A 14,551-nucleotide genomic window follows, 5' to 3' on the forward strand; every position below is an offset into this window, starting at 1 on the left:
TTGAACCATACCAGTTGGTAGATTCGAAACTACGAATGGATCGAACGGATTAGTAAATTTTGACTTACTAGATTCTCAAAAAATCTAAAGGATACTTTCAATTCCAACTTTAAGTCTTGGAAAAATCAATTTCTCATCCAATTTCTCACCTGTCTCCATTCTTAAGAGAAAACTATCTCGGATATCTCCTTCTTCTGTCAGTGCCGTGAAGGTCAAAATATCAATTCCAAAAAGGTACAAAATCTGAGTGATTTGGAATAAAACGCCAGGCTTGTCTTTCATTCTTATATCCATTACGGTAAAATCACTTGATACCGGATTGTACAATTTCACAACCGCGGTTGGATCCGCAATTCTATGGACTTGGGTTCTGGAGAGTCCTTTCTCATGGATATAGTCGATTACGCTCACACCTTCGAAGAATAGGGCATTGAGATCTCTACGAATTAATTTGAGGATTGCTTCTGACATGTCAATTCCTGTCTGGGATCTCACTACGAAAACGTCCTGAACATAGCCATCTTCAGAAGTCTCCGCAATCGCTTCTAAAATATCCCATCCATGGGCGTATAAAACGGATGTAACTCTGTAAATGATGCCCATTTCGTTATTGGAAACGGTAATCTTGAGAAGAGTTGTGTCTTTTCTAGGCACACAGGAAAGATGTAGTATATTATTCTTCAATCTGTTTACTTTTTGAGCAGTTGCAACCATAATTTTATTCCTAACTAGAAGTTGCAATATATGTACCTAGAGAAATGAAAAGGGCCAATATTAAATTTTTGAAGATTAAAAAGCGAGTTTTAGACCGAAATTCACGGATTGAACATTTTTGGAAGCCATGGCTTCGACGAGGATTTTCACCATAAGAATATTCAGCTCAACTCCACCCACAACATAGCTCAGCGTGTTTGGCGCATTGGCTTTGCCTCGAAGATTTACTGCAAGCACTCCCGATTCTTGTCCCGTAGTTCCCCCAGGAAGAAGTGCCTGCAACTCGGCTGGAATATTTTGGTTCACCAAAGTCTCTTCCAAAGTCAGGGCAATGGGTCCTCGTCTCTGGAAATTCAAGGTCGTCTGTCCAAAATTCAAACTAGTTCCTGCACCGGCAAAAATCGTGAGAAAATAAAAAGTCCTAAAACCAGTTCGAACATCCATCGGAATACTTGTGATAGCAGATTCGAAATCAAGAGTAGTAGCTCCACCCCAAGTTCCAATAGCGGGTCCCAGTGTGATTGCTTGAGTTGCAGTATCATTGTAGGTTAAGTTAAAATTTTGCTTTTGGTAATGAACTCCCATTCCTAGAGATATTCCACTGAATTCAAAAATTCCTAATCCGTCGCTGTAATTGGGAACCAGATGGAATCGAAGCATAAATCCATAGCTTGCCACTTCCCCTGCGAGTTGGATTTTATCATCTTGTCTTTTCACTAGGTTTTCGATATCCGTTTCACTGAAATTATAGCGAAATCCATGAAGATATATATTGAATCTATGCAAAAAGTTCTTACTCGCCTCATCATTATCCGATGGACCGCCACCAAGTAGCCATCCGAGATTGAAGGCTGCATTCAAATTGGGCGCAACTGAGGCTCCTACATTGGGGAGTCCGCGGAACGCAAAATCTTGGTACAAAACGTCAATATCTTGTTTTTGTTGGCCGGCTGCCGTAATTCCAAAGCCAACTTGGAATCGATTGACAATTCCTGGACCCATCATCGCAGAATTGATATTGGATAGAACTGCAGTTTCTGTAATTGTTTCTAAAACTTTGTCCGTGTATTGGGTTTGAAGTGCCGTATCTAAAGAATTCAGTTGGAACCGAACATTTGCCGGAAGTAAATCACAAGCGGCACCTGTACAAGTTACTTCCGAATAGAGTTCGTTGCCAAAAAGCAATATCCCAGTATAGAAAATCCCTGCAATCAGGATAGAAAATGAGTGCTTATTTGGTTTCATTCCTTACTTATATCATCGGCTTTCTAGTAGTTCTAAGTTTAAAGGATGTAAACAAATAGAGCAACTAAAAACCAAAAGTTTGGGAAACTTTTTCCAAATAAGAGTCGGCTAAAATTCCCCAAGCCATCGATTCAGTTTGATGTATTCTAGGTTTTTTCGGATGATATTGCCCGATCGTAGAACAAGTCGCAGTGAACCAATTTTATTGATCTCGCTTGGGCAGTGGATAAGATTGAGCTTGCCCAAAAATCTATAGTTATTCGGAATTGCTTCTTTTAAGAAAACAAATCGGCTTCGGTCAGAAGTTTGAGATTCCCAATGGTGATAGGACTCTTGGGAAAATTCAATCTGATATCTTTGTGAATTCACGTAATTTTTCCAATCGGAGATTTCAGAGTCATGTAGAAATGGAAAGTAGAGAACCTTTCCCTTTTCAGATTCTATGACTTCGCGGATAGGCTGAATATAGGTTTGTATAGTTGCTTCTGCGACTTTCGGATTGGTATTGCAGTGGAAAAAAATTCTTATTTCCTGATCATCAATTGAACTATTATTTTCGATTTCGGCGATAATAGATGTAGAGAGAGCTAGGAACAAGAAAATTGCGGCTTTCATTATAGATATAAAAACGGCAATTTCCAATGGATTCCAGAAGTAAAATAGTCTAAAACAGAGAAAAGAATGCAAATAATAGAAAAATTCATTGATTACGGCCGAATGGTCAAATTTTCCCATTCACTTTTCGCTCTTCCTTTTGCGGGACTTGCAGCGATACTTGCGTTTCTGGAATCCGACCTTATGCTAAGAGATATTATTCGACTTTCGGTTCTCATAATTGTTGCCATGATCAGCGCAAGATCCGCTGCCATGGGCTTCAATCGTTACATTGATTCCGAGATGGACGAAAAGAATCCTAGAACTTCCGATAGAGAAATACCTAAAGGTAAAATCAGTCCAGCAAGCGTTTTGTTTTTTATAGGTCTTTCGTCTTTTGTTTTTTTGTTTTCTAGTTATTTAATCAATATGCTATGTTTTGTATTAGCATTTCCTGTTTTATTTATATTGTTCTTTTATTCTCTAGCCAAAAGGTTTACTCTTCTCTGTCATTTCATTCTGGGCATCGCAATATCTCTTGCGCCATTGGGGGCGTGGATTGCGATTCGAGAAGAATTTGATTGGATTCCAATGCTATTTAGTCTGGGACTTTTTTTGCATATTGCTGGTTTTGATATTTTGTATGCAATTCAGGATATGGACTTTGATAAGTCGGCAAACCTTCACTCTATCCCTGCAAGATTAGGAGAGACGAATTCCTACAGACTTGCAATAGCTTCGCATATAATAAGTTTGGCGTTCTTTGTGTTTGCGGGTTACGTTGCAATGCTTGGCTGGATCTACTATCTAAGCTTGGCTGTGGTTGTACTACTTCTTATCGAAGAACATAAAATTTCACATGATTATGCCAAGAGATTGCTTCCTCCTAGATTCTATCAGATCAATTCATTCATTAGCTTAATAATCTTCTTGGGAATTCTCATTGACAGATGGTCGGAAGTTCTTAACAAATTAGAATTACTCGTTCGGTTATGATACCAAAAATATTTCAAACATTAGCAATCGGTCCCATCGGTGTAATTGGTGAGACAACCATGAAGACGCTCGAATTTACTCGTGATGCAATTTCCAATAGTTTGCATTGGTCGGGCGAAAGTCTGGAATTTGTATCCAGCTTTCTTGTTTTCTGGGAAGAGGGCAAGCGCTCGATGGAAGAGACTGGTCAGAATCTAAAAAAATCTTCTGCAGAAACGCGCCAAAAAATTGAAGGAACAATCGAGAATACGGTAGCCTTGTTCAAAGGCACTTTGGAAAATCTTAAAATTTGGGAACGCACAACGGATCAGCTGATTACACAGAATCGAGTGCTATCAAGTATCCTCGGTTCATCGATGGATGATAAGATTCGACTAACAACCATTGACATGAGTTTTCGAGACAATAATGAAGATGTCTCAACCGAAAATGTTGTTAAACGATTTATGGAATCTGGAAAGAAAGAAATTATTGTTTATGTTCAAGGACTTTTTACGGATGAATCGCTTTGGAAAGATAGAAGGATAAAACTAAAAAACAGAAAGGTTCTTTCTCGTGGTCTATCTGAATATCTAGAAAAGAAAAATTATTTTCCAGTATTTCTTAGATACAATCACGGATTGCATATTTCAGAAAACGGAACCAAGCTGTTGAAATTATTTCGGGAATTGCACGAACTTCTACCAGATACAAAAGTTCATATACTATCCTATAGTCTTGGTTGCCTAATCATGCGAAGTATGTTGTACCAAGCAAAAAAAGCAAACGATAGATTTCTTTCGAATTTAGGACGAGTTGTCCATGTTGCTTCCCCCGATTGTGGTTCTTATTTAGAGAAGCTAGGTTTCTGGGCGGGCTTTCTTATGGAACGAACTCCTATAACTGCGGTTAAGATAATTGGTATTGTTGGCAATTTTCGCTCTGATGCAATTAAGGATCTTTCTCATGGAATCATACGAAGAGAAGATTGGGCTGCCACTTCACCATTTTTCCGTCATGGCAAAGATTACTATTTTGGAGAATTAGATGGATTCGACTTCTATCAATCCTATGCGGTATTTTCCCTTCCAGATGGTCCGTTGCTTTCTTGGCTTGGTGATGGAATTGTTGAAACCAAAAGTTTGAAGTATTTGAGCGAACGAGTAGTCAATAAATTATCCAATCCAGAGTCTAGAGTATTAGAAATTCATGGTGCCAATCATTTTACCATTTTGAGTTCGGGTAAACTTTTCAAATGGATCGATGGAATTTTTGAACCTTTAGGTAATAATTCTTGAAATTTGTTATTGCCTTAGCTGGATCGAGTGGATCTATCTATGCAGCTAGATTCATTCGAGCTATGGCTCAGGTTCCCGGTGAGTCGTATTTGATTGTGAGTCCTCCTGCGATTCGTGTCTTTCGCGAAGAATTCAGCACAAATGTATCTAATCCACAAGACGTATTGGACTTTAGTTTGAATCATTGGAACCAAGTTAGTTTAAAACATAAATTCCATGTTCGTCCGCACGGCGATATTGGTGCGGATATAGCCAGTGGTTCTAATCATTGGAAGGGAATGGTAGTTGTTCCTTCATCCATGAAGACAATCGCTGCAGTCAGAGCGGGTCTTGCTGAGAACCTCATTGAGCGTTGTGCTGATGTTAGCCTAAAAGAAAGACGACGATTGATTTTTGTTCCAAGGGAGACGCCATATAACAGAATACATCTGCAAAATATGTTGGCATTAGATGAAGCGGGTGCAATTATTTTACCAGCTTCACCGGGATTTTATCAGAATCCCCAATCTATCGAAGATTTAGGTGATTTTATTGCGGGTAGAATTTTCAATCTGCTTGGGGTTGAACATAATCTTTTCCCGAAATGGACTCCCACTGTGCAGTCTTGAAATAAGGAAAGGGCTTGCCTTTGGCATCTAAGCATACATAGGTGATCATGCAATCGATGATCTCACTGATTTTTTTCTTTTCTGGATTATTCGATATTGCAATAGCTTTTACATCTATGGATGCTTTACCAACTCTTTCAATCTTTGCATAGATCTGTATGATGTCTCCGAGTTTGCCTGGAGATTTAAATTTCACATCTTTCATGTTAGCTGTAACGATATTGGTAAATTGTATTTTACCCATCGCATACATGGCAACACCTTCATCAAGCCATGACAACATAGCTCCACCAAATAGATTCCCATGATAGTTTAGATATCCAGGCTGAACCAAATGCTGGGTTACAAGTTCCATGCCTTTGAGTTTATTGCTTTCTTGTGATTTATTTTTGAAACTAGATTCCATGGATTACGAGGAATGTTACGGATTCATATAATTCTTGGGAAATACTGGATTCGAACCAGTGGCCTCTACCATGTCAAGGTAGCGCTCTAACCAACTGAGCTAATCCCCCTTCTTAAGTAATACCATTCCAACAAAAAGCATTCTTAGGACAAGCTTTTTCGATCTAAGAGATTCTTGGATTTCGGTATCTTGGAATTCATAAAGTATTCCATAAATTCATCTTCTAAATTTTTTTTGGGTGATCGCCTAGAACGCCCTAGCAAAAACAAATCATTCTTCGATCGACTGATTGCTACGTAGAGGATTCGTCTTTCTTCTTGGAGACTCTCATTGGAAATTGTTGCGGGGGACTGGCTCCATCCACCCAAAAGATCTACAAAGACTGAATCAAATTCCAGACCTTTTGAAGCATGAATGGTCAATAGATTTGCAAGAGGGATTCCTGCAGTTTTGAATTCATGAATTCGAAAATTTGTTCTACATAGAATTCTAGTGTCTGGATTCTTTTTGATTAGTTTTAAAATTTTTTTTGTAGCATCATTGGTTCCTTTAATTCCTTCATCAAATAACCAAATGCCTAGATCAGATTTGCCTTTTCTTGCTGATACAACATCTTTCGGAATATAATCAGAGTTTTTCTGTATGGGAATTCTAGAAATTTCTACAATCTTAGGAAGGGATCTATAATTTGTTGCAAGAAAATGTCTCTTTAAAGGTGCAAAGTGTTCGCCAAATTCTAAGAATGGTTTCGGAGTTGCTCCGCGAAATCCGTAGATCGCTTGCCAATCGTCGCCTACAACAGTTATCCTTTCGGGATCTAATAGCTTAAGAAAACGCAATTGTTCTTCATCCGTATCTTGGAATTCATCTACAATCACTCGTCGAATTTTTGTCTTGGGCAATATCGTCCATTCTTCCTGGGATTCAAGTGCGTTCAAAAATATCTTAACCAGATCTTTGAATTCCAATTTGTTCTCTTTCGATTTGTATTCTTCCAATTTTTCTTGAGAAATTTTGTAGAGATCTGGGAAATAAATTGCAAGTCCACCATTTACTTCATTGATCAAGTATTTGAATGGAATTCCACCTATCGTAAATTTATGCTCACGTAAAAAATCTTTTAGAAAATTTTCCTTATCTGAATCTGTAAGGATGGATGGCGGTTTCAATTTAAATTCTGGATGATACTTTCTGATGATAGAGAAACAATAAGCATGAAATGTTTGAATGGCTATTCCATGTAAAGGATGAATTCGATTCAATCGCTCAGTAAACTCTAATGCTGCCTTTCTTGAAAATGTTAAAACAAGAACTGATTCAGGAAGTTCTTTCTTCTCTTCTAGGATCCGATTCATGATGCCAATCATTGTATGGGTTTTGCCAGATCCCGCCCCCGCGACTACTTGAACATAATTGGAGTTATCTTGTATAATTGCTTCTTGATCAGTATTGAACTTCATCTACTTTCTTGATATCAAGAATAGGAATATATATCAACTATGAAAAAAGTTTTTAGAAAATACTCAAAATTAATCTATCAAAACTTAGGTGATCTGTCCTGTATAACGAATGAGTATTAAAGTTAAGTCATCATCTTTTTGGATATTGACATCGCGAGTCCAATCTCTAAAGTCTTGCATAAGCTTTTCTTTTATGATTGGTAGAGGAAGCAGACAATTTGCTAAGAGTAAATCGGCAAGGCGAGTGGATCCATATTCGACAGAGCTTGGGTCATTGAGTTCTGTCACTCCATCCGTATAAACGCAGATGAGATCTCCCTCATTGAGATAGAGATAGCTCTTCTGGAAATTGGATTTATCCATGATTCCGATAGGTCTTGATTTTGTTCGAAATTCCGTGACTTCATTGTTGAGATGACTAACAAGAAGCGCAGATGGATGTCCCGCTGAAGAGAATTGTACAAGAGGTTCAGTTGAAGAAAGCGAAAGGTAAAAAGCTGTAACAAAATGATTGTTCATTTTATTCTTTAAAGATTTCTCCATCTCAAACATTACTTTATCAGGTGAACTTAGAATATTCTGGCAATGGGAGAAAGATACTTTTGCCATGGATGCAATAAGTGCAGCAGCAACTCCATGTCCGGAAACATCTATCATGATGACACCTATATTTCCTTCATCATCGATCAAGATATCATAGAAATCACCACCCACTTCTTTCATTGGTTCATATATACTTGTGAATTCCCAATTGGTTACATGATCTGGAAATGGTGATAGGATGGAATTTTGAATTCGCTTTGCAACTAGCAGTTCATTTTCTTTTAGTTCATAATTTTTTTGAATAAAATACAATCTTCGAAATAAAATTCCACCTTGAAAAAACAGAAAGAAGAACATTCCGTACCAGTATATCGAGATTTTATATGCAATTAGATCAAAATCTGCAAGAATATCATGTGTCACACAAGTTGCTAATATAATAAATCCTGAGAGTAGAATTCTCGATTCAATGTCTCCTTTAATAGAATTGTATACTATGATGTAAAGAAGAGGTAAAATTCCAATCAGAATGATCGCATCAAAAATCAATTCTAAATTGAGAATTCCAAAATCGAAAACAAGTATCAGAGTTGTAGCAACAAAGAAATATGTTGAGTATACAAGAATTCCTGTTTTAAAAATAGTTCGATGTTTACCCTTATAAATTTCACCTAGGAAAGCATATAGAAAAACCGGCAAAAGAAAAAGATTAAAATTGTAAATATATACTGGAATATTTGGATTCTCAAAGAAATTCATCGCAAGATAACTTGCAGTTATTGTCAATCCTCCATTGAAAAGAACCATAAGCGAATAGTAGAGAAATATCATATTCCCGGATGATAATATGAAGAGAATAAAAGATATGATCGCAAGTACGAAATAGAGACAGCCCAAGAGATAACGAGGCATATCTGCAAGTAGAATCGATTCCATGATCTGACCCTTTTCGGTAATCATGATGATTCGATCTGGACCGATAAAGTCCCGGTATTTAGAGTGAATATAGATTCGAAGTTCTTTGCCCTGATTTTCTGTCGGAAGTGTTATAACATGAGGGAAAATATAACTTCCCACTCGCTCATTCACTGAATGAGGATTTCCAAATTTAAAAATAGATTCACCATCCAAAAAAATCTCAAAATCTTCGAGAATGATTAACAAAAGTAAGGCGGGATCTCTATAATCTGTATAGGTGGGTAGGAATGTTCGAATGAGTAAATAGTCATCCCCATTTCTATCATTGGGAACGCCGGGTAATTGAAAAACTTGCCACTCCTGTTTACCTTTGGCAAGATTCGCGGAATCTAAATTTCTGCCCCAGACATATTCCCAGTTTCCATGGAGTAGAGTGAAGTCTTGAGGCGTTGGAGTCTCACAAGAAAAACTCAGGAGAACAGATGCGATGAGAAGTATTTTTAAAAGAATTTGGATCACGAGGTTTTTTAAATATGCAGATCCAGCTCAAAAAAGCGATAAAAACATTAAAATCTAAGGATTTCAGAGCAATTTTCAAACATACTGATTCAATTAGCAGTCAAACTGATAGAGTGCCAAAAGATGTCAAATGTGTCAAGGTTTGTTTCTGATAGATCTGATTTTTGAATCAGATGAAGAGATAGGACAATTTATCGTGAATATTGAGGCATTCCGAAAAATAGGAGAAATAATCTATGAAAAATTTTGACTCAAATGTTGCTGGTTCCTTGGATATAGCTCAGACTGAGGCTATTAAAAGAAAAAACCCTGAGCTTATGCCCGAGCATCTTTTATGGGGTCTTCTTACAAATCCTAACACATACTCTTCGAAAGCTCTGGGAAAATACAAACCACAGTCTCATGATCTTTTGGAGAAGTTGCCTAAATTAGGAGAGGCTTTGAGCTTCGATAATCTACGCACATCCAGTGGACTTGCTCAATGGCTAACCTTTGCATCAGGAAGGGCAGCTGAGACTGGACGATCTGATATCAACGAAGGAGACTTACTTAGATTCCTTGGGCAGATATTGCCAAAATTTAAATTCGATCCCAATGATTTAAAAATTGGCGAGGACTCAGGTGAGGAGAAACCAGATTTTCTAATCGATCTAAATGAATTAGCTAAAGCTGGTAAACTAGATCCTGTGATTGGAAGAACTCGCGAGATCCGTGCTGTCATGGAAATTTTGGGGCGTAGGTCTAAGAATAATCCTGTGTTAGTTGGACCGGCAGGTGTCGGAAAAACTGCTATTGTTGAAGGATTGGCTGATCAAATTATAAAAGGAAAAGTTCCAGACGTACTGCGTGATAAGACTGTCTTAAGCATGGACATGGGTAGTCTGATGGCAGGAACAAAATATCGCGGGGAATTTGAAGAAAAGATCCAAGCATTGCTTAGATATGTAAAGAATCAAAATGGTCAGGTGATCCTTTTTATAGACGAGATCCACCAATTGGTAGGAGCGGGAAAAACTGATGGAGCGATGGACGCAGCAAACCTATTGAAACCAGCACTTGCACGTGGCGACTTACATTGTATTGGTGCAACTACACCAGAAGAATTCCAAAAGTATATTCTTGGTGATGCAGCATTGGAAAGAAGATTTAGAAGTGTTCCGGTCAATGAACCAAATAAAGAAGATGCAGTTGAAATTCTAATGGGAATTCGAGATAAATTAGAAATCCATCATGGAATCAAAATTTCCGATGATGCTGTTATGAGCTCGGTCTATCTCTCATCCCAATACATAACTGATAAAAATTTACCAGATAAAGCAATTGACTTGGTCGATGAAGCAGCTTCTGCATTGAAACTTTCTGCTGAGGCAATGCCAACTGAATTGGTTGAGTTGCAATCTGAGATTCGAGCTAAGAAAATTCTTGCTCAAGTCGAAAAAAAGAATTCTGATATTCTCAAAGAAATTGAAGAATTGGAGAAAAAATTTACTGCGGGTAAAGTAATTTGGGAAAAGGAAGTGGAGAGCCTTCGAACAGTATCTTCAATCAAAAACAAAATCGACCGGATACGCTTTGAATTGGAGCAAGCTGAAAGTAATGCGAATTATGAAGAAGCATCTCGGCTAAAATACGCAGTTCTTCCCGAACTTGAAAAACAACTCAGTGATTACCAAGATATCTGGATTCTCACAAGCAGTCATATAGCTCAAGTTATATCAAGGCAGTCTGGAATTCCTGTTGAGAAAATTCTTAAAACGAAGCAAGACAATATCCTTGAACTGGAAAATTATTTACACAAACATGTATTCGGCCAAGAAAAAGCAATTCATGAAATCTCCGAGACTCTTATGACGGGTTATGCTGGTCTATCTGATGAGACAAGACCTATGGGATCATTTCTTCTCATGGGACCTACTGGAGTCGGTAAGACCGAAACAGCGAAGGCGATTGCGAGATTTCTTTTTGACAATGAAGATGCGTTGATTCGATTTGATCTTTCGGAATTTTCTGAAAAGCATAGTGTATCTAAGTTAATCGGAGCACCTGCAGGATATATCGGTTACGATGAAGGCGGAATTCTTACCGAAAAGATTCGAAGAAAGCCATACTCAGTCATTCTGTTTGATGAGATAGAAAAAGCTCATCATGATTTTTCCGATATTTTGCTACAGATCTTGGACGATGGAAGGCTTACGGATAACAAAGGTAGGACAATCAATTTCAAGAATACGATAGTCTTGCTCACAACCAATTCTAAGAATCCAGAAAAGGATTTCAAACCCGAAGTTCTAGGACGATTGGATGCAGTTTTGAATTATGAGCAGATTGATATTGGCGTAATGCAGAAGTTAGTTGATAAACAAGTAAAATTGTTGAATGCGAGATTGAAGTCCAAAGCAGTTGAGATAAAATTGCATGAGACGGCAGAGAGAATTCTTTGTGAGCAGGGTTTCGATCCTAGATATGGCGCAAGACCTTTGCAATCAGTCTTCAATAAGCTTGTGAACCGACCCCTCTCCAGAGAGATCCTCTCAGGCAAACTAAAAGAAGGAACCTATCTTGCTGATTGGGATGGACATGAAATGAAATTTTCTGCTGCTTAGAAATGGAAATTTAAATTTAAATAGCTGATTTTTTCGATTCCCAATAGAATTTAAACACCTCCTCTGAAGTTTTCAGAGGAGTATACCCGAAAACATTCTTTAGTTTCTGATTGGAGAGCACTGGCCTGTACCGAAGAAAATCTATTTGATCTGTAGTGTATTGTGTGAGTTTGAAAAAATTTAAAATTGCAATTGCCATTTTTAGAAACCAAGCTGGAAATAAAATTCTGATCTGGTTTGTTATTTTTGCAATTTGTTTCATGGATAATTTACCATCGCCCGCAACGTTGAAGATTCCTTCAGATTTCAATTCAATTGCTCGAGAGAATATTTGAACTACGTCTTGATCCCATATAAAAACAAAAGGACTTTCGCTTCCAAGAATACCGATAGAAATCTTTTTATGAAATAGATTCGTGATCTGATTATTTGTATTCTCACCTAGTATAGTGCCGATCCGAAAGATACATTGTTTGAGTTTAGGAAATTTATTTCTATATTCGGCTAAGATCTCTTCGACCAGTCGTTTGTTTCTTGAATAAGCAAAGCTATCATTTCCACGTATCTCTGAGTTTTCATCTATCCACTCTGGGTTATCATGATAATATCCATAGCTTGCTCCACTAGAAGAAATAACAATTTGTTGCACATTGTATTGAACGCATAATTCTAGAATTTTTTTCGTTCCATCAACATCGATCTCATAAACATCTTGTTCTGTCATCGACTTAGGTGGAACTACAATGGCAGCCAAATGAACTACTGTAGAAATACTGTATTTTTCAAAAATATTATTGATCGATTGATCTCGAATATCTCCTGTTAGGTAAACTACTTTATCGATTCGCTTGTTCTCATGAATTTCTTTTACGTCGAAGGAAATTGTATTGTGTTTCGAGTGAATACTTTTTATAAGATTTTGACCCAGATAGCCGTTGCCTCCAGTAACTAATACATATTTTTTAGAATCCATATTATTCCTCTCCTGATATTATTAATTGCAGAATTGTAAATTAATCATTCGTATTTTCAAATCTATCTACACATAATATAATTTATAATTTATGATAGCCTACTTAAAGAGCTACATATTTATCAGATTTTTATTGTTTGCTGCTATAAAATCACATCAATCAATTTTACGAATGATATGCTTACTCTGTTCAGAAACAAACACCTTATTGTCTGCAAATATAATATCATTTGGATTATGTAATGACCCGTCGCCAAGGCTACAAAAGAGTTCGTTTGTCGCAATTCCCGATGAAATAATGGGGACTGGATTTTTCATACATCCAAAATAATCTGAAACTTCATAAGGCTGTATTAAAGATATTTTCCGAATTTTAAAGTTTCCAGAGTCAATTACGTATATTGTATCTTCATCTGCGGTCATTGAAGTTGGTGATTTCAAAAGAGAGTCTATTCCGTTGATTGCATTTGAGTATCCCATTTCTCCAGATGGGGAACCAACAAAGGTTGACACCGATACAGGATTCGTGGATAAATCAACTTTCCTAATATTATGATAGTTTATAGAGCTGATTAAAATAGTTTTAGAATTGGTCATTATGATTCCGCGATTACCTGAAAATTGTACATTTTGTCCACTTCCGTTCATGTTTCCAGCATTACCTGGAGAACCTGCAATCGTAGTGACTTTTTTAGAGTTTAGATCAATTTTTCTTAATGTATTATTGCCGATTGTATAGATATTAGATCCGGAAACAGCCATTCCATATACTTGGCTAAATCCCGCATCAGTTCCAATTCCATCCATATCATCTGCTAGTATTCCACCAGCAATTGTCGAAAAATTTCCTGTCCCTAAATGATATCGGTTGAGTTTTCGAATTCCAGACTGGGCAGAAAGAATGTATGTATAAACTCCATCTATTGCCATTGCTTCTATTTTGGTGACAGGAATTTCTAAGTTGATAACTTTTCTAAATGATGGATCAAGCTTTCTAATAATCCCAGGTGTTTCATCGAAAATATATAAATAATAACCATCAGTTTCCATGCCTTTTGGTGAATTGTATTTTGCGAGATTACCCAAACCTGGATCGCTCCCTGCGTTCTCAATTGATCCAGAATAGTAAGCACTAAGGGCAGGTAGCGAATTTGGATTTTCTATGATGGGATTAATTGGCGCTGATCCCACTCGAATTATTCCATTTTGCAATGCCTGATAAGAATCTGATACCTGGCAGTAGAAATCCACGTTTAAAATGTCATCTTCAAAAACGGAACCAAATGTTGAAGATCCAGCGCAATGCATAGCAGTTGGTTTTTGCAGAATCTCAACAGAATAGTTTGATTGCTTTTCTAGCAAATCTGGAAAAATAAAATTTCCATCTTCCGCTATATCAACGAGAGACAAACCATCATTCAGGCTCAATCGAATTGTCCCACCCGATAGTCCGAATATTGATCCACCTACACGTATCACGTCACGTGAATCTATAATTTCAGGATCGGCATCAGCATTTGTCTCTGATGATTCAATGGAGTTGAGACCTAATATAAGTTGTATAAGGTTTGTTTTGGGATTTTCCAGTATACAATGATTTAGCAGTAATATAAAAACAAAAGTTAGGAGTAAACTAATAGATGATAGATTGAATGAAAGTTTCATTTCGAATTGGATCGCAAGTTTCAATCCAAA

At 37.2% G+C, this 14,551-nt stretch carries 12 protein-coding genes and 1 tRNA gene; 4 read left to right on the forward strand and 9 right to left on the reverse strand.

The window, feature by feature from the left end:
- Positions 1-84 precede the first annotated feature (84 nt).
- The 3 genes from O4O04_RS07130 to O4O04_RS07140 all read right to left on the reverse strand — a co-directional run bounded on the left by O4O04_RS07130 (position 85) and on the right by O4O04_RS07140 (position 2,694).
- Positions 85-714: a hypothetical protein gene (locus O4O04_RS07130; protein ID WP_272535099.1), complete on the reverse strand. Its 630-nt coding sequence runs from the start codon at positions 712-714 to the stop codon at positions 85-87.
- Positions 715-789: 75 nt separating this feature from the next.
- Positions 790-1,959: an Lsa36 family surface (lipo)protein gene (locus O4O04_RS07135; protein WP_272535100.1), complete on the reverse strand. Its 1,170-nt coding sequence runs from the start codon at positions 1,957-1,959 to the stop codon at positions 790-792.
- A 108-nt stretch (positions 1,960-2,067) separates the two neighbouring features.
- The gene (locus O4O04_RS07140) at positions 2,068-2,694 is read right to left on the reverse strand and encodes a hypothetical protein (RefSeq protein ID WP_272535101.1); all 627 of its coding nucleotides are present in this window, start codon (positions 2,692-2,694) and stop codon (positions 2,068-2,070) included.
- Here O4O04_RS07140 and O4O04_RS07145 point away from each other — a divergent pair.
- From O4O04_RS07145 to O4O04_RS07155, 3 genes are read left to right on the forward strand one after another with little or no spacing between them, the layout of a single operon-like run.
- Positions 2,641-3,549 carry a UbiA-like polyprenyltransferase gene (locus O4O04_RS07145; RefSeq protein WP_442915933.1) on the forward strand — a complete coding sequence of 303 codons (909 nt, stop codon included), beginning with the start codon at positions 2,641-2,643 and terminating at the stop codon, positions 3,547-3,549. The two genes, O4O04_RS07140 and O4O04_RS07145, sit on opposite strands and share 54 nt — an antisense overlap.
- The gene (locus tag O4O04_RS07150; RefSeq protein WP_272535105.1) at positions 3,546-4,826 is read left to right on the forward strand and encodes an esterase/lipase family protein; all 1,281 of its coding nucleotides are present in this window, start codon (positions 3,546-3,548) and stop codon (positions 4,824-4,826) included. The genes O4O04_RS07145 and O4O04_RS07150 overlap by 4 nt, the downstream gene beginning before the upstream one ends.
- Positions 4,823-5,434, forward strand: coding sequence for a UbiX family flavin prenyltransferase (locus O4O04_RS07155; RefSeq protein ID WP_272535107.1), 612 nt, complete (start codon positions 4,823-4,825; stop codon positions 5,432-5,434). The genes O4O04_RS07150 and O4O04_RS07155 overlap by 4 nt, the downstream gene beginning before the upstream one ends.
- Here the strand turns inward: O4O04_RS07155 and O4O04_RS07160 are convergent.
- From O4O04_RS07160 to O4O04_RS07175, 4 genes are all read right to left on the reverse strand, one after another.
- Positions 5,373-5,840 carry an acyl-CoA thioesterase gene (locus O4O04_RS07160; RefSeq protein ID WP_272535108.1) on the reverse strand — a complete coding sequence of 156 codons (468 nt, stop codon included), beginning with the start codon at positions 5,838-5,840 and terminating at the stop codon, positions 5,373-5,375. The two genes, O4O04_RS07155 and O4O04_RS07160, sit on opposite strands and share 62 nt — an antisense overlap.
- 35 nt (positions 5,841-5,875) lie before the next feature.
- Positions 5,876-5,949 (reverse strand) — tRNA-Val (locus O4O04_RS07165).
- Between the two features lie 34 nt (positions 5,950-5,983).
- Positions 5,984-7,300, reverse strand: coding sequence for a DEAD/DEAH box helicase (locus O4O04_RS07170; protein ID WP_272535109.1), 1,317 nt, complete (start codon positions 7,298-7,300; stop codon positions 5,984-5,986).
- Positions 7,301-7,384: 84 nt separating this feature from the next.
- Positions 7,385-9,280 (reverse strand): PP2C family protein-serine/threonine phosphatase, encoded by a 1,896-nt coding sequence (locus tag O4O04_RS07175; RefSeq protein ID WP_272535111.1) that lies wholly within the window; start codon positions 9,278-9,280, stop codon positions 7,385-7,387.
- A 236-nt stretch (positions 9,281-9,516) separates the two neighbouring features.
- On the opposite strand from O4O04_RS07175, the gene O4O04_RS07180 reads away from it, so the two are divergent.
- On the forward strand, positions 9,517-11,883 hold the full coding sequence (locus O4O04_RS07180; protein WP_272535113.1) for an ATP-dependent Clp protease ATP-binding subunit: 2,367 nt from the start codon (positions 9,517-9,519) through the stop codon (positions 11,881-11,883).
- A 16-nt stretch (positions 11,884-11,899) separates the two neighbouring features.
- Here O4O04_RS07180 and O4O04_RS07185 read toward each other — a convergent pair whose 3' ends face one another.
- Positions 11,900-12,856: an NAD-dependent epimerase/dehydratase family protein gene (locus O4O04_RS07185; RefSeq protein ID WP_272535114.1), complete on the reverse strand. Its 957-nt coding sequence runs from the start codon at positions 12,854-12,856 to the stop codon at positions 11,900-11,902.
- Positions 12,857-13,012: 156 nt separating this feature from the next.
- The gene (locus tag O4O04_RS07190) at positions 13,013-14,545 is read right to left on the reverse strand and encodes an NHL repeat-containing protein (RefSeq protein ID WP_272535115.1); all 1,533 of its coding nucleotides are present in this window, start codon (positions 14,543-14,545) and stop codon (positions 13,013-13,015) included.
- Positions 14,546-14,551 lie beyond the last annotated feature (6 nt).

This window comes from Leptospira sp. GIMC2001 (genome assembly GCF_028462125.1).
GTDB lineage: Bacteria > Spirochaetota > Leptospiria > Leptospirales > Leptospiraceae.